The organism is Secundilactobacillus muriivasis (assembly GCF_054785195.1).
The window spans coordinates 23,002-46,186 of record NZ_BAABMI010000008.1; the positions used below are offsets into that span (position 1 = coordinate 23,002).

Genomic DNA, 23,185 nt, shown 5'->3' on the forward strand with positions numbered 1-23,185 from the left:
CGGGTTGTCAAAAAAGTTTCAATTTCAGCTTGCCCTAGAGTGTTGTCTAGGGTTTAAGCTAAGTCACAATTAATTCGAAAAAGGAGACTTCAATTATGACAACCCTCGTTCTCGTTACTGGTGGCAACGGCTTTTTAGGCGGCCACCTGATTCATCAATTACTCACTCAAGGCTACCAAGTCCGCGCTATACTACGCCACCTCGATGCCGCTGAAACCGTGCTGGACAACCTCCAGCTTCAACAAACGCCCCACCTCGATCAACTAAGTTTTGTGCAAGCTGACCTATTAACTGATGCTGGTTGGGCGGACGCCATGGCCGGTGTTACTCACGTGTTAAGCGTGGCTGCCCCGGTATTTGTGAACGGTGAAATCGCAACACCTGAACTCATTCAGACTGCTACCGTAGGCACTCGGCGCATTCTTCAGGCTGCAGAAGACGCCGGCGTGCAACGCGTCGTCATGACCGCTAATTTTGGCGCCGTCGGTTTTAGTAATCACGATCTCACCCGAACCACGACTGAAGATGACTGGACGGATCCAAACGAACCCGGCCTGTCACCCTATGAGCTCTCAAAACTTCTCGCCGAAAAGGCAGCGTGGGACTTCGCTAAAACCAGTCACCTCACCTTGGCGACCGTTGCGGCGGGGGCGATGCTTGGCCCGGCATTTGGTAACCACGTTTCTGGTAGCTTTAGTCTCGTGCGTCAGTTGATTGACAGCAAAACCCGGTTAGCCCCCAACGTGCGGTTTAATATCTCTGACGTTCGTGATGTCGTCGATGTTCATCTACGGGCGCTCTTCCAACCCGAAGCGGCTGGTCAACGTTTCTTAGCCGTTGAAGATGGCAGTCGTTCCCTTCCAGAATTGGTGACGTTAATTCGGCGTGAACGGCCACAGCTTGCACCCCAACTCCCCAAGCACACGCTCCCGGCTTGGCTGATTCGAGCAGTAAGTCCATTCAACAAAACGGCTAAGGAAGGTGCCCTTATGCTGAGCATCAGTCACCAAGTCAGCAATCAAAAGGCCCGTCAGCTGGGCTGGACACCCCTTGCCACCATTGATGAAGCCGTACTAGCAACCGTCGATAGCCTAGTTAAGCTAGAAACTCAACCTTCATAAACGTTGGGCAAATGCGCCTGTCGCTTCTCAGCAATCGCAAACGCCTGCTTTTGGCTGATGATCTGCACTGCCGCCGGATCTTCATAGGTCGCCAATTTCTCATCCAATTCGGCCAAATTAGCCGCCAGTTGTCGCTGATGTTCAACGACTTGCTGCCGGTGCTGCTGTAATAATTGTTTCCGGTGCGGAATACTTGTTGGCCCCGCCATCACATCGTTAACGTACAACCGAATGTCGCTAATTTTCATGCCGGTTTCCTTCAGGCAACAAATCGTCTTCAATAAGTTCAAATCACCATCTGTAAATGCCCGGTACCCCGACCGATTTCGTGCCACAAAGGGTAATAGTCCCTGCTTGTCGTAGAAGCGTAGCGTATAAATCGATAGTCCGGTCTTCTCGGCTACCTGTTTGATTGAATAGGTCATTTCATCGCCTCCGTTTTCGCTGTTGTTGCCTTTATCATAGCGAGTTGATGATTGAATTGCTAGTCCGGCGTAAGTGTGCGGAGCGAGACGGGTTGAGAGCAGTGTGCAAGGCGACATCGGTGAAGGCGCCCGGGCCTGGCGGGTTTACCGATGTCGCCTTGCATGCAGCTCTCAGTCTCGCGCAGCACCATTCGGCGTGGTGGCCAGAAAGCGCGTGGTTGACAAGTTCTTACAACTTCAGGAACCCTGGAAATAACAGTTTAAGTGACGCCGAATTTTGTTGACTGAGAGCGCCGGTTTTCATGCGGCTTTGGCGAGCGAAGCGACGACAAACAGCCAACACCCAAAGCGCACCCAACACTTACGCTGGACACAAACGTAATCAAAAAACGACAACCTCGAACGTATCGAGATTGTCGTTTTAATTTAATATCAGTTTATTTAGCAGCGGCTTTATCCGCACTTTGCTTCCGCATTTCCATTTCGATTTCTTCGAGTGACTTGCCCCGAGTTTCTGGGACGAAGTAGATGACGAAGAAGATTGAAACGATGGCGAAGAAGGTGAACACTGCGAATGGACCACCAACGTTGTTGTGGAAGGCACTCAACAGAACCAAGAAGAATTGTGACACGATGAAGTTACCAATCCAGTTGGCAGCTGAACCAATGGAGTTACCAACCCCACGGACGTTCAATGGGAAGATTTCACCAATCATCAACCAGCAAATTGGGCCCCATGAAACGGCGAAGCCGAAGATGTAGATGGCGATTAAGATCATCGTTGGTACGGCAGCGGCTTGAACACTCAACGTGAAGTTCAAGACGGAGAGGATCCCGATAGAAACGGCCATCACAACTGAACCAAAGAGTAAGATGGTCCGACGGTTGAACTTATCCATGATCTTGTAGGCCAAGATCGTGCAGACAAAGTTGACGACCCCGATCCCAACTGAGATCCAGATAGCGTTACCTTCAGCAAAACCAAACCCTTTGATGAACACTTGTGGTAAGAAGTAAATGACGGAGTTGATCCCAACTAATTGTTGCAAGAACATCAACCCAACGGCCACGATAACGGCTGGACGGGCGAAGGTAAAGAGTTCCTTCAGGCCACCCTTTGGTTGATTAGCAACACTTTGAATTTCAGCCAATTCCTTGTCAGGATCTTCAGTTGTATTTTCCCGAAGACCGTGTAGGACGGACTTAGCTTCGTCGATGCGGCCCTTTTCAACCAAGAACCGTGGTGATTCTGGTAAGATCAGTGACCCGATAAACAGAATAGCGGCAGGAATCAAAGCGGAACCTAACATCCAGCGCCAGTCCCGAATGCCTAACAGGTTGTGGTGCAAGAAACCTAAGTTTGACATGTAAGCTAACAAAATCCCTAACGTGATCATCAATTGGAACATCGTCCCAAGTGAACCACGGTGTGGGGCATCCGCTAATTCAGCCAAGTACGCTGGCGTTAAAGCGGACGCTGACCCAACGGCGAACCCTAAAATGATCCGGGCAATAATCATTGAAATGAACCCGGTAGCAACCATTGATAATCCAGAACCAACGAGGAAAAGGATCGAGGCCAGCAACAGCAACTTTTTCCGACCATACTTGTCAGACAATGACCCAATCGATAACGCCCCAACGGACGAACCAATCAGCACAGACGAAGTAATGAACCCGGTCTGTTCAACGTTTAAACTAAAGTCGTTTTCAATCAGTGACGAGGCCCCGGAAATAATCCCGGTATCGAATCCAAAGAGCAAGCCCCCCAGTGCGCCGAAAACGAATATGAAGAAAATACTTAAATGGTGTTTACGCACGTGAATCGCTCCTAACTTATCTAACTTAATAATTGCTTTTTCAACAGTTTCCAATTGTAAACGTTTTCAGATAAAAGGCAAGCGGTTACATTTCAAAATTTCACAAAAAATGAAAGTGTTTCATTTTGGCACAGTAGCGCATGTTTTGACCCATCAGCTACACCAATCTTGTTTGAAATTGAGCATAACCGGTCCTAACTGCACTTACCCCCGGTTTGCACTAAAACCATTTACTAATGATTAAATTATTTAGTAAAATTCAGCCAATTGGTATAGGCCGTAAAAAATATATCATTTATTTTATGATTGTTGTTACCACACGCAACCATCGTCCATTTAATTCCAGTACTCGATGTTAACCATTGTTCGCCCCACTCATCGTACACTGCAATTCGACTACAAGTTGAATTTCCGAACTTTCCCATCGAATTTGGTCCGATTGATTGGCTTATTCGTTGCGAATCTGCTACTATATAAAGACGTGAATAATTGTCACAACTAACTATCAATCAAATTAAAGCGAGGTAAGCGCGTGTTAACTGTAACCAACGTGTCAATGCGGTTCTCTGACCGTAAACTGTATGATGATGTGAACTTGAAGTTTACGCCGGGCAACTGCTACGGCATTATCGGGGCTAACGGTGCCGGTAAATCGACATTTTTGAAAATTTTAGAGGGTCGTTTAGCACCAACCACCGGTAACGTCTCGATGGGGCCTAACGAACGAATGAGTAGCCTGAAGCAAGATCACTTTGCCTTTGACGACCAAACCGTTTTGAACACGGTCTTACAGGGTCACGAGCACCTCTATGAAGTGATGACTGAAAAGGATGCCCTTTACGCAAAGGCCGACTTCTCCGATGCTGATGGCATCCGGGCAGCCGAGCTCGAAGGTGAATTTGCTGAAATGGACGGCTGGAACGCTGAAAGTGATGCTAGTCAACTCCTACAATCCATGGGCATCACTGAAGATCGTCACCAAACATTAATGAAGGACTTCACTGAAAGTGACAAAATCAAGGTCTTGTTGGCGCAAGCCCTGTTTGGCCAACCCGACGTCTTACTTTTAGACGAACCGACCAACGGTTTGGATCCTCAAACCATCAGCTGGTTGGAAAACTTCTTGGCCGACTACGCTAACACCGTTCTAGTCGTCAGCCATGACCGTCACTTCCTGAACGCCGTTTGTACCCACATGTGTGACGTGGACTTCGGTAAGATTCAACTCTTCGTCGGGAACTACGACTTCTGGCTTCAAAGTTCTGAACTGGCCTTGAAGTTACGCAACCAAGCTAACTCGAAAAAAGAAGAACAAATCAAGCAACTCCAAGAATTTATCGCCCGTTTCTCGGCCAACGCGTCGAAGTCAAAGCAGGCCACTTCTCGGAAGAAGCAACTGGATAAGATCACCTTGGACGACATCAAGCCAAGTTCGCGGAAGTATCCGTTTATCAAATTCACGCCGGAACGCGAAATCGGTAACGATTTACTCCGCGTTGAAAACGTCACGAAGACGATTGACGGCCAAAAGGTGCTGGACAACGTCAGCTTCATTTTACGTCCTGGCGATAAGACCGCCTTTATTTCCCGTTCTGACGTGACGACCAGCATCCTGATGCAGCTGATTGCTGGGACCATGGCACCCGACTCAGGTACCATTACTTGGGGTGTGACGACCAACCGGGCTTACATGCCTAAGGACCTCAACCCAGAATTTAGCGACGACCTCAACATCCTCGAATGGTTGCGTCAATTTGCTAGCAAGGAAGAAAGCGACAACACCTTCTTGCGGGGTTTCTTGGGCCAAATGCTATTTAAGGGTGATGAAGTACTCAAAGAAGTCCCAGTCCTTTCAGGGGGCGAAAAAGTGCGGAGTTACCTCTCCAAACTAATGCTCAGCAAGGCCAACGTGCTGTTACTGGATGATCCAACCAACCACTTGGACCTTGAAAGCATCACCAGCCTGAACGACGCCCTCGTGGACTTCTCAGGCTCAATGGTCTTCACCAGCCATGACCACCAATTCATCCAAACCATTGCCAACCACATTATCGAAGTGGGACCAAAGGGCATCGTGGACAAGCCGGACACGACTTACGATGACTTTATGGCCCATGAAGTGGCGCAAGCGCAGGTGGCGGGAATTTACTAGAGTGCAGAACAAAACGCTTTGAGAGCGGCGGGTAAGTCGACTTAGGTGAAAGCCCCGGGCTTGGGGTTTTACCTAAGTTGACTTACACATAGCTCTCAGTTTTGTGGCGCACGTTTCGGCGTGGCTGCCTGACAGGACCACACATCCCTCAACCATTAAACAAAAAAGAGCTTACCTCCCTCGGTCAAATTCAACCGAGCAAGGTACGCTCTTTTCGTTTAGTATTCACTTCTATCTAACATTAACCCCATGCCAACTACTTCGCCGCAATCATCGCCTTCGTAATCAAATTCATTTGCGCATAAACCGCATCCGGATCAAAGTAGTACATCTTATTAAACGGCAATTCGATCACGTGCCCCGCCTTCACTGCCGGCAAGCTCTTCCAAACCGCGTTGGCCTTCAAATCCTTCACCGCAGCCTCACCCTTTTGAGTCGCCGTGGTGTTGGTAAAGAACAACCAGTCCGCCGCGTACTTGTTGAGCGATTCCAGTGAGATTTGTTGATACCCGGCACCCTTGTCGATCTTTTGAATAGCCGTTGGCAACTGGAACTTCAATCCGATGATCAACGCCTGACCGCCACGACCCCAAGCCGCGCCATCAACAAACAGCTTTCCGTTTTGCATGTCATACATGCCGACCGTCGTTTTTGCCGTGTCGATACCAGCCTTCTTCAACTTAGCTTGGTTGGCCGTCGCTTGTTGTTTAAACTTGTTGTTCCAAGCCGTCGCCTGCTTTTGTCGGTTTAGAATTTGACCAAACTTAGTCGCCGTCTGTTCAATATTACCCGTGCTCCCATACGGCACTTAAACGACTGGCGCGATTTTCTTCAACGCCTTCACGTCAGCTTCGTTACTCGTGACGATCAAATCCGGCTTGAGCTTCAACACTGCTTCCGCCTTCAGCGTCAGCCCCAGGTTCTTGATACTTGACCGGGTCGCTTTTGATATGTAGGGACTCGCAAGGTCCGTCGATGTGGCACCGACCACGTGACCGCCCAGTGACAAAACATCACCCGTGTAAACATTCGTAACGATTCGTTTCGGGTGACTTGGAACTTTGAGCTTACCGGTGCTTGTCTTGATGGTCCGGGTAGCTTCAGCACTCGAACTACTGGATTTGCTAGTTGACCCACAACCACTCAGCAAAACACCACCGACTGCCACAACGGCTGCTAAACTTAAAAGACTTTTCCATTTTTTCATATATCGGTTCCTCCTAAGGCCAGAATGTCTATTTTACTGGGAATTTTTCTGACCAAATAATTGATAAATAAAGTACGGCATCGTGACCACTGCCACGATCAATCCGACCGGCAACGTCACCTTCCCAAAGGCGTTATTGGCCACAACCGCTGATAACAGCATCAAACTACTCCCTAATAACCAACTCATGGGTAGCCAAATCGCAACCCGTTCCCCAACGATTCGCTTGGTGATGTTGGGAATCATCAATCCCACAAAACTAATGGCCCCGCCAACGGAAACGGCCACTGTTGCTAAACCAACGGCTAATAGTAATAGGCACCGTTGGCCAAGACGAACGTTAACACCAATGCTGACGGCCATTTTGGCGCCCAGCGTTAAACTACTTAGCGTTGGGATCATCACTAGCGTCAAGCCCATTAAAATCACGAGCACCACCCCGTTAATGGTTAAGAAACCGGCACCCAGATTCCAAAAACTGCCACTCAGCCAAACCAGTGCTTTATCGAAGTCGAACTGGTTCAACTGCATTTCCAACATCAAAATCACGCCGTTTAACATCGCGGTCAACGCTACGCCACCGAGGAGGACCCGAATCGAATCACCTTGCCGATTGACCAGCATCACTAAACCACAGCTGACTACGGCGCCAATCAGGGTTGCGCCTGGCAACAGTGCCGTGCCACCACCAATGGCAGTGAGGAGCACGGCCCCTAAACTTGCGCCAGCGTTGATGCCGAGGATACTGCTGTCCGCTAAGGGGTTGCCCGTAACCACTTGGAGGATCAACCCACTCACCGCCAAAGCACCACCCGTGATCACCGCCGCAATAACCGTTGGCATCCGTAACTGCCAGACCACGAAGTTGGCGGTGAAGTCGCCGTGACCGATCAACGTGCCTAAAACCTGCCAAACGCTCAACCGAATGTCGCCCAGTGACAGCAAGAGCACCATTGAGGCCAAACAGAGCACACCGCTAAAACTCAACGCTAACCACGCCTTTGTTTGTCGTGTCATTCGCGCACCACCTGCCGTCCTAAAAGTACCATGATGAATAGCAGACAACCGCCACACATGGCGCTCAACGCCGCTAATGGCAATTCAACTGACGGAATCACCGTTTTCGCAATCAGGTCCGCCAAGGTCATAAAGACGGCTCCGGCCACCATCGTACTGCCCACATTTTGCTTAAACGAGCCCGGCCGTAACACGTTGATCAGCTGCGGAATGCCGAGGCCCACAAAGCCGATATTGCCACCAACTGACACACTGACGCCGGTTGCGAGAATGATCAACCCCGCTGCAATCAACCACAGTCGCCCAGTAGCAACACCAAGGCCCTGAGTCGTTTGTTCGTCCAATGCCAGTAGCGGAAAACCGGTACTGCAAGTGACAACGCCAACGAGCACAATGGCCAACGCCCCCGCCAACAGCCAAACCTGACCGTAAGTGGCGCTACTAAAGCCGCCCACCAACAGGTTCCGGTACTGTTCACTGGTATTGGTCACCACACTCACCGCGTAGGACAAACAACTGATGAAGCCGGAAAATACCGTGCCACCCAGAATCAACCGTAGTGGTTCAATCCCGTGGTGGGACAACGATAAGCCCAACACCACCGCAAATGCGACCCCGGCGCCGATCAACGACAACCAAATCGTGTTACCGATCGACATGCCGATACCAACCACGCCACCAATGATCAGCGCGAGGTTAGCTCCGGCGTTAATTCCCAGAATCGACGGATCAGCAATCGGGTTATGCGCGATGGTCTGCAGCAGTAACCCACTCACAGCTAACAACGCCCCAACCATCACGCTGGCCAGCATCCGTGGCACCCGCATGCCCCAAATGATATTGCCAACCAGTTGCGTGGGTGGTTGCCACAACGCCGTCACGCTGTACCAGTGCGGCCCACCCAGCACGTTGAGTACGGCGCTGATGACTAGGAGTCCGACCAGGCCACCGCCTAACCACCGTCTCATGAGATGGCCGCCAGTGGCCGGCAGTTTAGCATTTGCGGGCAATCTAACTGCTGGTCGTAAGCAATGTCGGCCCTGACTTGAAAGACGTCAGCTAACAATTTTTCCGTCAACACCGTTCGCGGACACCCCGCCGCCTGAACCTGACCGTGAACCAGACAGATCAAGTGCTGGCAGTAGGCCGCGGCTTGATTCAAATCATGAAGAATTATCACGATTGTTTTATGAAACTTAGCGTTCAGTTCTTGTAGCAACGTGAGGATTTCCAATTGATTCGTGAGGTCCAAATAAGTCGTTGGCTCATCCAGCATCATCACCGGACTATCCTGCGCCAACGTCATGGCGATAAACGCCCGCTGCCGTTGCCCACCAGATAAGTCACTAACGGGCTGGTCGGCAAATGCCGTTAAGTGCACCGCCGTAATCGCATCCGTCACCGCTTGCCGGTCGGCCTTGCCGAATCGGTGCAAGCCACGACGGTGAGCGTACCGCCCATAAGTCACAAGTTCCGATACGGTGATGCCACTAGGCGCTTCTGGATGCTGCACCAGACAGGCAATGTGTTGTGCGCGCTGCTTGGCGTTAAAGGACGCTACGGTGTGGTCACCGAGGTAAACATCCCCCGCCATCGGTTTTTCAAACCCATTCAGCACGTTGAACAACGTGCTCTTACCACTCCCATTAGGACCAATCAGGCCGGTGATCTGGCCCGCCGGAATCGTAATCGTTTGGTCATTGATCACCACTTTGTGACCGTAACCCGCCGACAAGTGCTGTGCTGAAAGACTACTGTTTGTCGTTTTCATCCTATCCCTCCTCGTCGTTTCGAAACGTCTTGTTCTCAAAATTCAATTCAAATGATTTCGGTTGATTTCAGCTTGACAAGCCTTGACCGACCCTTTAAGATAGACCCAACCAAACTTTTGGCTATTTTAGTCATAGTATCCTGACAAATCCTACTAAACCCAACCAGCAACGTGCGAGGCACGTTGCTGGTTTTTTTGTTGCTGTTAAACGTTCACGCGATGGGGACTGGCTGTTCGGTGACCTTCGTGTTTGACCAGGTGCTGATCGCCGAGATAGCTGACCCGGTATTTTTGCAAACTGGCCAGACTGGATAATGCCAGTTCTTGAATCTCGTAACTGCCATCGTGAGCTTTAAAGGTGACACTGTTGTTCGAAATATTGATCTTCGCAAAGTAACAGTCGAGTTCGGTGACCTTCCGAACACTGCCGTTCGTGGACTTCAACCGAATCGCGCGTTCCCGCGTAATATGTACTGGATCGTTGGGATAGAGCGACCCCACGAACGTGTCCGTCGCCGTAATCTGGTCCCACTGTGCGTATGGTTTGCGCGCGGTGATGGCTTTGTTCGGCAGTTCATCTCGAACCAGATCCGCTGGATAAATTGGCACACCAGCGTAACCGTGATCCGTTTGGTACAGATCTACTCGAACCATCCGCGAGTTACTGGCAACGCCGTGATGGTGCCCCACTGCGGTTACCAATGTCGCCTTTTTAGTCACTTTGACCTTCGTGACGATTTTGGTCTGCTCACCAACCTGAATGGCGAGTTGGCCATCCGGAAAGGCCTGCTTACCATCACCGTTAGCTGCCAGCAACGCTGCGTGAATTGCATCGTACACCACGCGGTTACTGCCATCAGCCGCAAGTTGATACGTGCCTTTAGCGCCAGTGATCGTCTGGTCCTTACCAAGCTTCAGCGATTTAATCGCAACCCGTTGGACGACCATCCCGGTTTCCGCATACTGCTTAGCCGAAAAAACGGTCTCCTTATGCACTTCACCCCGCCCATGGTGTTGCGCTGTTCGGATGACGAACACGGGCTTCAGTGCTTTGATTTCACTTGGTCGGTACTGAGACCAGCGTTGCGTGATCATTAGACCAACGGGATCATCGGACAACCGGGCATTCAGTTCATCCCGAAATTCTGGCCATGGGAGCGGCATCTGGTTACGGACTTTAAGGTTCGCCGGTTGCAACGCCGCATCCGTCGCAGCGGTGCGTTCGAAGTCCGTCCACAGCGTTTCGTTGTGAGTGACTTCTCGTGCAGCACTGTACTGCATCAACGTTTCCAAGTAGGTTGGCACGGTGCAGCCCACCACAACCGCGTTGGCTGCGTAACGCAGATCAGTCGGTTGTTGAATCGACCGGATACTAAACCGTTGCAGCAGTTTCGACACCGCCCGCGCATTAACCGATGTCACCGGATCATGGTAAACCGGCCGGAAAGTGATGTTTTGCCGGAAATACTGACTGAGAATCTGGTTCACGTACCGGTGATCGCCCAAGTTACGCGCTTGCCAGCGACTGCAATCCTTCGCCGAGAAATCCGGCTTCAATAAACGTTGCCGTTTTCGGAAGGATTTGACCGTTTTTTGAACTAATTCGGTGTAACCAGCCTGTTGTTCGGGTGCTAGGAACTGCATCGGGAGGCGATTGCCTTTCAACTGGTTATTCAGCGTACTCGTGACGACCTTGTTTAAGTAGCTATCATCAAAACTAACCGAATACGGTGCCACGTGGTCGATTTGGTAGTCGTCATCGTTAAATAGCCGCTCAGGGCTGATTGGCTGACCACTGTACAGGTCGATTCCCTGCTGATCCGTAAATAGCCGCTGCTTGAGAATGTTGTTTCCCGTCACAGGAACGCCCAATTGGTGCAACGTGGCCGCAATTTTAGCCGTGCCAGCCCGTTCGCGTTGCCGGCGTTTATCGTAGTCGACCCGGTCTTGGAAATCGATGGTCAGCTCCGTCGCCAACTTCATTCGAATCGCATCCGGCCGACCGTACTGGTTGGTAATGGCACGAACAACCTTTAACGCGATTGAAACGGCGCGTTTTGCCACCGGATTCGTCAAATTCGCGTACAAATAGTCGCGGTCGATCACCTGATCTTTCAGGAGATAACCCGCCAATTCCAGTGATTCTTCAAAACTGTGCCCGCGCCAAAGATAGGGCCAGAGTTGCCGCATCGTCTTCAAGGAATATTGGGAGTACGACGTATAGTTCAACGTCAACAAATGTTCAATTTCCGTATCCGAAAGGACTGCCAGTGCCGTCAAAGCGTTCCGTTTCGCTTGATCACTGGAGAAATTTGTCAAAATGGTGCCAATTTGGTCGATCAAATCAGTATCATCCGCATACAAACTCGATTTCAAAGCGACTTTGATATCATGAACTGGCTTAAAGTTGACGATTTTCGACCGCTTTTCAGCCTTCTTCATCGTCTGATTCTGATAGTTCACCTGACTAAACCGAACGTCGTCTGGCAACGCCAACGCATGCCGAGCTTGCGCAAAGTCCAAGCTTTGTTGCTTATGGGCCAGTGCAATCAAGGTGTGCCGTTGCGTGACAGTCAAGATGCGGCCATTACGTTCTCGTGGACTCACCAATTTAATGGCGTTGACGGTTCGCAACAGGTCAAATTCACAACAAGTTCGGGTGGCTTTGGCTGCCCGCTTTTCTTGCGGTTCCAAGCTGTCATTCCCCACCATCTTCTCAATGAGGTTGCCCCCAAAGCGACTCGGGGCACTCGGACCACTATCAAAATTTCGTTGACTCGTTAAAATCGTTATGTAGGCTTGTTGAAATGCCGGTGTGATTGCAGTGTGATACTGACGCTGACTGCTCAAAATCAACCGGGCCTCCGCTTCGATCCATTCGCGAAGCGGGTGCATTAAGTAAGTTGACGCATAGTTCTTATTGTGTTTCCGTTCTTGGAACCGCGGATCTTGTAGCATCATTTCACCAAAGGTCCGATAATGGCCCGTTTGAAAGACCTGCTTGGTATCTTGAATGGCCTGTAGTAGCCGGCCGAGATCTTCGCCAGAATCTGAATCCATACGGTTCGCCACTTCTGACCGAGAGTTGGACTTAAAGCCCCGATGATTAACGAGGTAGTAAAGGACTTCAAACAACTCAAGTTCATTCAGCGGTTCGTCCAACGCCTTCACCCGAAGTTGCCAGATATCGTGGTGGGGTTGCTGTTGCGTAAAGTACGCATTGAGTTGTTCGGCAGTCATTAGTCCTGACCGAACGAACAACTGCGCAACTCGGTGTTTGCGGAACCGGGCACGTCGATAACGACGCCGAGTGCACCGGTGCTGTCGCGTCGTCATCGCTAGCGAGGCTCCATCTTTCGGATTTTCGGCCTTCGGAAACAGCACACTATCCAATTTTAGAATCTTATTTGGTTGCCCCTGCTCATCCGTCTGCAAGACCGCAAAGCCGACGGACGCGAGGTTAATATCTAATCCAATTAAGTAGCTCATTGACACACCTACCTTCTATAACGTCGTTTACCTATGATTAAACAGATAGCCCCCACCTCCGATTGAGAAGATGAGGGCTAGAGCTGTACGGCAGATCACGTGGATCGCCTTATCATAGTATCCTTACAAATCCTACTAAGCAAGGATTCAACTCAAACTCGGATGTTTAAGTGCATGCCATTATTATAAGGAATTTTCCGGCCAATGTCACGCATTTCTTTAATCAGTTTCTCATTTCTTTTTAACTTTTGTTTACATAAGTTTTTCGCTATTGCACTGTCGTTTGTGTCCAGCGTAAGTGTTGGGTGCGATTTGGGTGACGGCTGTTTGTCATCGCTTCGCTCGCCAAAGCCGCATAAAAACCAGCGCTTTCAGGCTACAAAATTCGGCGCCACTTAAACTGTTATTTCCAGGGTTTCTGACATTGCAGGAACTTGTCAACCACGCGCTTTCTGGCCACCACGCCGAATGGTGCTGCGCGAGACTGAGAGCTGCATGCAAGGCGACATCGGTAAATCCGCCAGGCCCGGGCGCCTTCACCGATGTCGCCTTGCACACTGCTCTCAACCCGTCTCGCTCCGCACACTATCGCTGGACACAAGCGACAACAAAAGCCAGCCGATACGCAAACACCGGCTGGCTTTCCATAGTTAGTTAAAGTTAGGAATCTGAGCTTCGAAGGCTTCAATCTGATCTTCATACTGCATGGTAATCGCAATGTCGTCAAGACCGTTGACGAACTTGTGCTTCCAAAGTGGGTCAATATCGAACTTGAAGGTTTGACCATCGTAACGGACTTCCTGGTTAGGCAGGTCAACCGTGATGTCGGCATTAGCCGGTGCAGCTGCCAAAATTTCACGTTCGTTTTCTGGCAAAATGATGGCCAGCAAGCCGTTCTTAGTGCTGTTCATGTAAAAGATATCACTGTAACCACCAGCGATAACCACTTTGAAGCCCCAGTCTTTAAGTGCCCAAACGGCGTGTTCCCGTGAAGAACCACAACCGAAGTTGTCACCAGTCACCAGAATTTCGGCGCCTTGGCGTTCGGGTTTGTTGAGGATAAAGTCGGGGTTCGGCTTGTTTGGTGATGTATAGCGCCAATCGTAAAACAGGTTGCGGCCATACCCCACCTTTAAGATGTTCTTCAAAAATTGCTTTGGAATCAGTTGGTCGGTATCAATGTTTTCTTTCATGATTGGGATCGACGTCCCTTTAATTGTCGTAATGGGTTCCATTAAAGAACACCTGCCTTTCGAATATCTACAAAGTGACCGTTAATCGCTGCCGCAGCAACCATTGCTGGGCTGGCCAAATGCGTCCGTGCGCCAGCCCCTTGCCGGCCCTCAAAATTCCGGTTAGAGGTCGAAGCACAGTGAACACCAGCTGGCACTTGGTCCGGGTTCATCCCGAGACAAGCGGAGCAACCAGGTTCGCGCCATTCACAGCCGGCATCCTTAAAGATTTTGTCTAGACCGAGTTCCTCCGCCCGAATTTTAACCTCTCGGGAACCGGGAACAACTAGTGCGGTAACGCCTGGGGCGATATGGTGGCCCTTCAGTGTTTCGGCTTCAATCTTCAGGTCAGACAACCGACCGTTAGTGCATGAGCCCATGAACGCAAATTCGATTGGAATGTCGCGAGCCGTTTGCCCGGGTTGCAAGCCAATGTAATCGTACGCTTTTTGATCGTCGCCATTCTTAATTTCTGGGAAGGTTTGATCTACAGGGACCGCCATGCCGGGGTTCGTTCCCCAAGACACGAACGGTGCGAGTTGCGTGGCGTCCACGTCGATGATTCGGTCATAGGCCGATTCGTCATCCGTGTAGAACTGTTTCCAGTATTCAATCGCCTTGTCCATGTGTTTCGGTGCGTATTTTCGACCCGCCACGTAATCAAACGTGGTCTGATCTGGCCGGACGTTTCCGACCTTAGCGCCGCCTTCAATGGCCATGTTACAAATCGTCATGCGTTCTTCCATGCTCATCCGTTCGATGGTATCGCCGTAAAATTCAGCTGCGTAGCCAGTCCCAAATGCGACGCCTTCGCGGGCAATAATGCCCATAATGATGTCCTTCGCGTAAACGCCTTGAGGCAGCTCGCCATGAACGTGAATGCCCATGTTCTTAGGCTTAGTTTGCCAAATGGTTTGCGTGGCCAAGACGTGTTCAACTTCACTAGTCCCAATCCCGAATGCGATTGAGCCAAACGCCCCGTGAGTGGCCGTGTGAGAATCGCCACAGACAATGACCATCCCGGGTTGGGTTAACCCAAGCTGTGGGCCGATCACGTGCACGATACCTTGATCTCGGTCACCCATGCCGGCTAACCGAACGCCGAACTCCTTGGTATTTTCGCCCAAGGTTTCGATTTGTTTTCTTGAAATCGCATCTTGAATATCAAAGATGTTTTCGGTTGGCACGTTATGATCCATCGTCGCAAAGTTGCGGTCTGGTCGGCGAACTTTCCGGTTGTTTTCACGAAGGCCTTCAAACGCTTGTGGTGAGGTCACTTCATGTAAGAGTTGGAGGTCAACGTAGATTAATTGTGGCTCCCCGGGTTCCCCCGTAATCACGTGTTTCGCCCAAATTTTATCAAACATGGTTTGTGTCATGATCTCATCTACTCTCCTGAATATTTTTAATAATTGCTGCGGTAACTTCCGCTGTGTTGGCGTGACCACCCAAATCGGGAGTCACGATTTGATCTTCAATCGTCTTGTTCACGCTGGCCATGATCTGGTCAGAGAGGTCTTGACGGTCAAAGGAATTGGCTAACATCATCGCCACGGATTTGACCATCGACAATGGATCCGCGATGCCCTTGCCCGCAATGTCTGGGGCGGAGCCGTGAATGGGTTCATAGAGTGATGGGCCATTTGTCCCACGACTCATGGATGGAATCGTCCCCAGTGAACCGGTGATTTGAGCGGCTTCATCGCTTAAAATATCGCCGAACAGGTTCTCAGTTAAAATCACGTCGAATTGACCGGGATCGGCAATGATCTTCATTGAAGCCGCATCGACATAACTTTGATCATAGGTCACTTCGGGGTATTCCGTTGCAATTTGGGCAACGATTTTCCGCCAAAGTTTACTGGTATCCAGCACGTTGGCCTTATCCACCAACGTCACGTGTTTGCGGCGTTTCATGGCCATTTCAAAGCCCACTCGGGTAATGCGTTCGATTTCTTCATTTGTGTAGCGCATCGTATCCAAAGCGTAATCCGCCGTGGTTTCCCGCGGCGTCCCAAAGTAAACGCCACTGGTCAGTTCGCGAACGATCACGAAGTCGACTGGTTTTTCGTTTTTAATGGGTGAATATTGTTGCATTGCCGGGCTAATGTAGGTTGGCCGAATGTTTGCAAACAGATTGAGTGCCTTACGAATCGCCAACAGCCCTTTTTCCGGTGTCTTCGGGGCACCATCCCACTTTGGCCCGCCGATAGCGGCTAACAATACCGCGTCGCTTTCCTGTGCCGATTTCAGCGTTTCGGCTGGTAAGGGATCGCCTTTTTGATCGATGCCGGCGCCCCCAAATGGCATTTCGTGCAACTCGTAGTCAAAGTTTTGGTTTTCAGCCACAGCCGCGAGGACTTTAAGTCCGGCAGCCATGATTTCGGGACCAATATAGTCCCCTGCAAGAACGGTAATTTGGGCAGTTGTCATTAGGCCTTCACCTCGCTAAATTGGCCCATAATGTCCTTCAAATCAGCTTCAGAAACGATGTCTGTGTGATCGGCCTTATTCTTAAAGTATGGGAAGATGATCTTCATGGCGTCACGATCAACGTCGTAACCCATTTCTTGCAACTTGGTCATCACAGCGTGTGACCCAGAAAGTTTGCCCAGTGGCAAAGTGGTCTTGTTGGCCCCGACAGATTCGGGGGTCAGAATTTCGTAAGTTTGAGGATTCTTCAACATGCCATCTTGGTGAATCCCAGATTCATGGGCAAATGCGTTGGCACCAACAACCGCCTTGTTATGTGGCACTGGCATCTTAGCAAACTTGCTGATCATGTCACTGGTCTTCTTGGTTTCCTTCATGTTGATGTTGTTGGTTGCATCGTAGTAGTCCTTACGAACATACATTGCGGCAGCAACTTCTTCCAAAGCGGCGTTGCCGGCCCGTTCGCCGATGCCGTTGATCGTGCCTTCAATTCGAGTAGCGCCATTTTCAATGGAAGCCAGGCTGTTCGCAACGGCCATCCCAAGGTCATCGTGGCAGTGAACGGAGAAGGTGTAATCATCGAAGTTGCGAACGTTTTCGCGAAGGTTCTTGAACAGGGCAGCAAATTCAACCGGATTCGTGTACCCCACCGTATCAGGAATGTTAATCACCGTTGCGCCAGCATCGATGGCTGCTTGAATGGATTCAACCAAGAAATCTGGTTCCGTCCGGGTAGCGTCTTCTGGTGAAAATTCAACGATGTCAAAGAATTTATGTGCGTAGCTGACACAATCAGTGATCGTATCAATTACTTGTTGTTTCGTCATATGTAGTTTTGAGTCGCGGTGAATCGGACTAGTGGCAATGAAAACATGGATTTGTTTATGGGCAGCGTCTGCGGTTGCCTTAACACAAGCATCGATATCACCTTTACGGGCCCGCGCCAATCCAGTAACGCGGACCTTCTTCACGGCGCGTGACACGGCTTGGACGGCCTCAAAGTCGCCCTCAGATGCGACGGGGAAACCTGCTTCGATCACGTCAACGCCCCAGTTTTCAAGTTGTTTAGCAATCGCTACTTTTTCATCAATACTGAAGTTAACTCCAATGGTTTGTTCGCCGTCACGCAATGTGGTATCAAAAAATTGAATTTGTTTTGTCATATTAATCAACCTTCCTTATTTGAAATTCTCGATTTAAAACCCAGCGCTTAAAACTAAAAAACACCTCATTCGATTGGAATGGGGTGTTTGGTCAAGCCCCATTCTCATAACGCAAATAGGACTTGACAAGTTTTAACTGTCTAAGTCCTGCATCATAATAATAAGGCTAATAAGGAGGTTGCAAGTGAAACGTTGTTCAATTGAGTGTTCGTGTTTTGAATTGACATGCTTGTAACCTCCGTTCGTTTTTTAGTATGGTGCAACCTTAGCATACGAGATTAAAAAGCACAACAACTTTTTCATTTATTTCTCATTTTCAATACAAATTCAATGACTGGTCAACCGTTACCAGCCGTAGCTTTAGCGCAACTTTCAATTACCTGAAAAAAATTTTTTGTGTCGTTTCAGCTCGTTTGAAGAACGAAATGTCGTTATTAATTAGTGCTATAAACGTGAATATATCAACGTTTATATTCCAAATCTCGTGACTAATAATCATCAAAATCTACTATAACTTAATTACCTGGCCCAATCCTCGTTATGTGCGTCTAGGCGCTTACGCCAGTTCTAATTATTCGTTAATGATAATTGGTTATTTTACTGGGGATTTTACTATTCAGTAGTCGATTGCGCACTGTCGCTTGTGTCCAGCGTAAGTGTTGGGTGCGATTGGGGTATTGGCTGTTTGTCGTCGCTTCGCTCGCCAAAGCCGCATGAAAACCGGCGCTCTCAGGCTACAAAATTCGGCGCCACTTAAACTGTTATTTCCAGGGTTTCTGAAGTTGTAAGAACTTGTCAACCACGCGCTTTCTGGCCACCACGCCGAATGGTGCTGCGCGAGACTGAGAGCTGCATGTAAGGCGAGTCCGGTAAACCCGCCAGGCCCGGGCGCCTTCACCGGACTCACCTTACACACTGCTCTCAACCCGTCTCGCTCCGCACACTGTCGCTGGACACAAACGACAACAAAAAAAGCCCCAGCCAATAATCAGCTGAGACAATGCATCAATTAGTGAATGCCAAGTTCAAGTCGTGCTTCACGTGACATCTTGTCCATGGACCAGGCAGGTTCCCAGACCAGGTTAATGTCGACGCGGGTAACTTCATCGAAACCACTAAGTTCATCCTTAATGGCTTGATCAAGATAATCTGTTAGCGGACAACCGGCAATGGTGAGCGTCATAGTGACAAGGCAAACGCCCTGGTCATCGAGTTCAACGTTGTAAATCAAACCTAGGTTGACGATATCAACGCCTAATTCTGGATCAATGACATTTTCCAATGCAGCAAGGCCGCGTTCTTTAAATGGTGCTGTCATGCATGTTCCTCCTCTTATGCCTGAATGACTTTAACCAATGGACCCTTCCATTTCAAACGTGATCAAGCGGTTCAATTCCACCGCGTATTCCATTGGTAATTCCTTGGTGAAAGGTTCCATGAAGCTCATGATGATCATTTCGGTCGCTTTGGCTTCTGGAATGCCCCGGCTCATCAAGTAGTATAACTGTTCTTCAGAAATCTTGGAAACCTTGGCTTCGTGCTCCATCGTGACGTTGTTATTCAAGATTTCGTTGTAAGGCACCGTATCACTTGTTGATTGGTCATCCATGATGATCGTATCACATTCAACGTGGGCAAAGGAGCCGTCCGAGTGACGACCAAAGCGGACTTGGCCCCGGTAATCAACTGCGCCGCCATCCTTTGAAATCGATTTTGAAATCACGGACGATGAGGTGTTTGGCGCGTTGTGAATCATCCGCGCACCGGTATCGGAATCAATGTTGCGGCCGGCAACGGCAATCGAGAGCATCGAACCGCGAGCACCCTCACCGTTAAGGTAAACCGATGGGTATTTCATTGTGACTTTTGACCCGAGGTTGCCGTCGATCCATTCCATGACGGCCCCTTCTAGCGCTTGTGCACGCTTGTTTTCGATACTGTAGACGTTGTTGGACCAGTTTTGAATCGTGGTGTAGCGGCAGTAGGCGTGTGGGAGCACGTTACATTCCACCACCGCCGTATGGAGGCTGTCCTTTTGGTATGCTGGCGCGGTACATCCCTCAACGTATTCTACGTGAGCACCCTCATCAACGATGATCAGTGTGCGTTCGAACTGACCGGAGTTTGCCGTATTGATCCGGTAGTAGGACTGAAGTGGCATGTCCACCGTGACGCCTTTAGGTACGTAGATGAACGAACCGCCAGACCAAACCGCTGCATTTAACGCCGCAAACTTATTGGTTTCGGGACCGACTAACTTGCCGAACCACTTTCTGAATAACTCGGGGTACTTCTTCAACGCTGAATCGGTATCCGTAAAGATCACGCCCTGAGCTTCTAGTTCAGACACGATGTTGTGGTAAACCACTTCGGATTCGTACTGCGCTGCTGAACCGGATAACCATTGGCGTTCGGCTTCAGGAACGCCCAACCGGTCAAAGGTGTTTTTAATATCCTCTGGCACATCTGACCAGTCATCGTACTTATCATCCGTCGCCTTTTGGTAGTAGTGCATGTTTTTCAAATCCAGTCCGGATAAGTCCGGTCCAAACGGCGGTTCTGGACTTTGTTGGTAGATATGGTAGGCATTCAGCCGAAAATCCAGCATCCACTGTGGTTCGTCCTTCGCCGCCGAGATTTCTCGAACGATTTCCTCCGTTAACCCTTCACCAGTGGAAAAGACTGGTTTGTGATCATCATGAAATCCAAATTCGTAATCGTGTTCACTTAACACCTCTTTGACATCAGTCACGCTGATCACCCGCCTCTGCTAGATTAAGTTTCTGATCGATCAAGTCGATCATCCGTTGCCGAACGCTGACTACTGGAATTGCTGAGAGGATCACGCCCAAGAACCCGCGAATCACTAAACGTTTCGCGACTGCTTCAGGAAGTCCCCGGCTCATCAAGTAGTACAGTTGCTTTTCATTGATCCGGCCAACACTGGCAGCGTGGCCGGCAATCACGTCGTTTTCATTGATCAATAGGATTGGGTTCGCATCACCACTGGCGGTTGGCGAAAGCATCAACAGCCGATTTTCCTGTTGGGCCTTCGCACCGTGTGCACCATGGATGATTTTACCGATGCCGTTAAAGACTAACGTTGAATCCTGAAGGACAACCCCCCGTTGAAGAATGTTCCCTTCGGAATGGCGGCCATAGTTGGTGACTTTCGTGTTGATGCCCTGTTGCTGATCATGAGTCGAAACCGCCACCGTTTGAACTTCGGTGTGGGACCCGGGTTCGCGTAAGTTAGAGTTAAAGTCCGCAATTACGTTGCCTTCATTGAAGACGCCCATCGTCCAATCGATTTCGGCATCGCGTTCAAGGTGTCCGCGGCGGTTGACGTAAGCGTGGGTTGTTTTGCCAAATGCATCCAGTGATGAGAAGCGAACGTGACTACCAGCTTCAGCAATCACTTCCACCGTGACGTGAGCGGGATTAGCAATTTCTCCAACCGTGGAGAGATGTTGCAACACCTGAAAGTCACTGTGTGGCGCAGCAACGATCACCGTGTGACTGACAAAGTTGGTGGTCTGGCGACTATCTTGGAGTTGCCAAAGGTTGATTGGCGTCTGTAGGACGGCATTTTCAGGAATGTATAAAAACGCACCGGCATTCATTAACGCCGCGTTCAATGCCGTCAACCGATCTTCATTCGGTCGAACGGCCTTTTGAAACAAATACCGCCGAACAAGCGCTTCGTGTTCGCGCAGTGCCGTTGGCCAGTCGCACAGAATTACGCCCTGTTGTTGGAGCGCATCGGGTAACGTCAGGGTCTGCGTAGTTTGGCCAACACTGACAAGTTGATAGTCGGCCATTGCGGCATCAATTGGCGCGGCCGGTTTTGCCAGTTTGCTGGTAAACGCCGTTAACGGCCAGTCACCGTAAGCGACTTTGGTAAATCGCGGTAACGGTAAATCAGCTAACTGCGTCCAGGCCGCTTGCCGTTGTTCGGTTAACCACTGTGGTTCGTCCGCAAATCGAGCGGCCGTTAACCACTGCGGGTCAAGCGTTGGGATAGTCGTTACTGCCATTTTAGTTACCCCCATTCTCAGCTGGGTTCTCGTCATCGACTAATTTTACGTTGAGGCCAAGTTCATCACGCAACCCTGCGTAACCCTCGGCTTCTAGTTTTTCTGCGAGTGTGAAATCACCGGTTTTCACAATTCGGCCATCCATCATCACGTGAACCTGATCCGGATGAATGTAGTTCAGCAACCGTTGGTAGTGAGTGATCATCAGCGTGCCAAAGTCTGGACCAGCCATGGCATTAACGCCCTTAGCGACCACTTGTAGCGCATCGATATCCAAGCCGGAGTCGATTTCATCCAAAATCGCAAATTTCGGTTTGATCATCATGAGTTGCAGAATTTCATTTCGCTTCTTCTCACCGCCGGAAAAACCCTCATTGAGATAACGTTCGGTCATATCATCCGACATGTTCAAGATATCAAGGTTGTGATCCAGTTCCTTTAAAAAGGTTCGAATCGAAATCGGATCATCGGCTGGCCGCCCAGCATTAACGGCGGCGCGCATAAATTCCACGTTGGTAACGCCCTTAATCTCAGCCGGATACTGCATCGCTAAAAAAACACCCGCGCGTGCCCGTTCATCCACCGGTTTGGTCAATAAACTCTCCCCATCTAAGGTAACGTCCCCCTGGGTCACTTGGTAGGCCGGATTGCCCATAATCGTTTCCGATAGCGTCGACTTTCCCGTACCATTCGGTCCCATGATGGCATGCGTTTCACCAGTATTCATTGTTAAATTAACGCCCTTTAAAATTTCGCGGGCTTCCTGTGTTTCATCATCCGTCACGCTAACGTGCAGATCAGTAACTTGTAACGTTGCCATAAGCGATCGCCACTCCTTTCAAGTGTGGTGACCAAGACACTATGTAGTTGGTGCAATTATCCCCAGTAATATGTACTGCCTCATCGTCACAAAAGACGTGACTGCCACGAGTCAGGCCTTGGTCAATTTGCTAAATTAAAATTAAGTTAAATTATAACGGTGATAACCCCATTTTGGCAATGGTTAATCCCGAATTTGGCCATAATCTTAACAAAAAGTAAGTGGTTATTTACTCAAAAGCCATCCCCCGTAAAGTAACTAATAACCGCTGATTATATTCTTTTTGCATAAATTTAAATTGGTGATTTTTTCATATTTTAAGATGTATTTTTCGATTACACGTGCTACAAACGCCTTTATACCGGCTTATACGATGACTAGTAAACGTTGCTTAGTAACCGATAAAGACGGTTTCAAAATGCTTGTATTTGCATAAAATACATATTTATTTAAAAATTCATTGTTTTCAGTTCGAGATTAGAATACTATTAGAGGTAC

The 23,185-nt window shown here is 49.5% G+C and carries 18 protein-coding genes; 2 read left to right on the forward strand and 16 right to left on the reverse strand.

Annotated features, from left to right (window positions below):
• Positions 1 to 95: 95 nt before the first annotated feature.
• A complete protein-coding gene (locus ACYVR3_RS01805; protein ID WP_461242892.1) occupies positions 96 to 1,121 on the forward strand; it encodes an NAD-dependent epimerase/dehydratase family protein in 1,026 nt (341 codons plus the stop codon).
• Here the strand turns inward: ACYVR3_RS01805 and ACYVR3_RS01810 are convergent.
• Positions 1,109 to 1,546, reverse strand: coding sequence for a MerR family transcriptional regulator (locus ACYVR3_RS01810; RefSeq protein WP_461242893.1), 438 nt, complete (start codon positions 1,544 to 1,546; stop codon positions 1,109 to 1,111). The genes ACYVR3_RS01805 and ACYVR3_RS01810 overlap by 13 nt on opposite strands.
• A gap of 437 nt (positions 1,547 to 1,983) precedes the next feature.
• A complete protein-coding gene (locus ACYVR3_RS01815) occupies positions 1,984 to 3,366 on the reverse strand; it encodes a sugar porter family MFS transporter (protein WP_461242894.1) in 1,383 nt (460 codons plus the stop codon).
• 532 nt (positions 3,367 to 3,898) lie between these two features.
• On the opposite strand from ACYVR3_RS01815, the gene ACYVR3_RS01820 reads away from it, so the two are divergent.
• Positions 3,899 to 5,518, forward strand: coding sequence for an ABC-F family ATP-binding cassette domain-containing protein (locus ACYVR3_RS01820; RefSeq protein WP_461242895.1), 1,620 nt, complete (start codon positions 3,899 to 3,901; stop codon positions 5,516 to 5,518).
• A 256-nt stretch (positions 5,519 to 5,774) separates the two neighbouring features.
• On the opposite strand, the gene ACYVR3_RS01825 is transcribed toward ACYVR3_RS01820, so the two are convergent.
• The 14 genes from ACYVR3_RS01825 to sufC form a co-directional block, all read right to left on the reverse strand.
• The gene (locus tag ACYVR3_RS01825; RefSeq protein WP_461242896.1) at positions 5,775 to 6,326 is read right to left on the reverse strand and encodes an ABC transporter substrate-binding protein; all 552 of its coding nucleotides are present in this window, start codon (positions 6,324 to 6,326) and stop codon (positions 5,775 to 5,777) included.
• On the reverse strand, positions 6,327 to 6,725 hold the full coding sequence (locus ACYVR3_RS01830) for a TroA family protein (protein WP_461242897.1): 399 nt from the start codon (positions 6,723 to 6,725) through the stop codon (positions 6,327 to 6,329).
• 33 nt (positions 6,726 to 6,758) lie between these two features.
• Positions 6,759 to 7,742, reverse strand: a complete 984-nt coding sequence (locus ACYVR3_RS01835) for a FecCD family ABC transporter permease (RefSeq protein ID WP_461242898.1) — start codon at positions 7,740 to 7,742, stop codon at positions 6,759 to 6,761.
• Entirely contained in the window at positions 7,739 to 8,710 is a 972-nt protein-coding gene (locus ACYVR3_RS01840) for a FecCD family ABC transporter permease (RefSeq protein ID WP_461242899.1), read from the reverse strand. Before ACYVR3_RS01840 ends, ACYVR3_RS01835 begins: the two co-directional genes overlap by 4 nt.
• On the reverse strand, positions 8,707 to 9,513 hold the full coding sequence (locus ACYVR3_RS01845) for an ABC transporter ATP-binding protein (protein WP_461242900.1): 807 nt from the start codon (positions 9,511 to 9,513) through the stop codon (positions 8,707 to 8,709). Before ACYVR3_RS01845 ends, ACYVR3_RS01840 begins: the two co-directional genes overlap by 4 nt.
• Positions 9,514 to 9,717: 204 nt before the next feature.
• Positions 9,718 to 13,002: a type II CRISPR RNA-guided endonuclease Cas9 gene (gene cas9 / locus ACYVR3_RS01850; protein ID WP_461242901.1), complete on the reverse strand. Its 3,285-nt coding sequence runs from the start codon at positions 13,000 to 13,002 to the stop codon at positions 9,718 to 9,720.
• A gap of 650 nt (positions 13,003 to 13,652) precedes the next feature.
• Entirely contained in the window at positions 13,653 to 14,237 is a 585-nt protein-coding gene (leuD, locus tag ACYVR3_RS01855) for a 3-isopropylmalate dehydratase small subunit (protein WP_461242902.1), read from the reverse strand.
• Positions 14,237 to 15,613 (reverse strand): 3-isopropylmalate dehydratase large subunit, encoded by a 1,377-nt coding sequence (leuC, locus tag ACYVR3_RS01860; protein ID WP_461242903.1) that lies wholly within the window; start codon positions 15,611 to 15,613, stop codon positions 14,237 to 14,239. The genes leuD and leuC overlap by 1 nt, the downstream gene beginning before the upstream one ends.
• A 4-nt stretch (positions 15,614 to 15,617) precedes the next feature.
• Positions 15,618 to 16,667, reverse strand: coding sequence for a 3-isopropylmalate dehydrogenase (gene leuB, locus ACYVR3_RS01865; protein WP_461242904.1), 1,050 nt, complete (start codon positions 16,665 to 16,667; stop codon positions 15,618 to 15,620).
• Entirely contained in the window at positions 16,667 to 17,830 is a 1,164-nt protein-coding gene (locus tag ACYVR3_RS01870; protein WP_057151624.1) for a 2-isopropylmalate synthase, read from the reverse strand. Before ACYVR3_RS01870 ends, leuB begins: the two co-directional genes overlap by 1 nt.
• Before the next feature lie 1,009 nt (positions 17,831 to 18,839).
• The gene (locus ACYVR3_RS01875) at positions 18,840 to 19,148 is read right to left on the reverse strand and encodes a metal-sulfur cluster assembly factor (protein ID WP_054733459.1); all 309 of its coding nucleotides are present in this window, start codon (positions 19,146 to 19,148) and stop codon (positions 18,840 to 18,842) included.
• Between the two features lie 30 nt (positions 19,149 to 19,178).
• Positions 19,179 to 20,582, reverse strand: coding sequence for a Fe-S cluster assembly protein SufB (gene sufB / locus ACYVR3_RS01880; protein WP_461242905.1), 1,404 nt, complete (start codon positions 20,580 to 20,582; stop codon positions 19,179 to 19,181).
• Positions 20,575 to 21,867 (reverse strand): Fe-S cluster assembly protein SufD, encoded by a 1,293-nt coding sequence (gene sufD, locus ACYVR3_RS01885; protein ID WP_461242906.1) that lies wholly within the window; start codon positions 21,865 to 21,867, stop codon positions 20,575 to 20,577. The genes sufB and sufD overlap by 8 nt, the downstream gene beginning before the upstream one ends.
• Before the next feature lies 1 nt (position 21,868).
• The gene (gene sufC, locus ACYVR3_RS01890; protein WP_461242907.1) at positions 21,869 to 22,687 is read right to left on the reverse strand and encodes a Fe-S cluster assembly ATPase SufC; all 819 of its coding nucleotides are present in this window, start codon (positions 22,685 to 22,687) and stop codon (positions 21,869 to 21,871) included.
• Between the last annotated feature and the right edge of the window lie 498 nt (positions 22,688 to 23,185).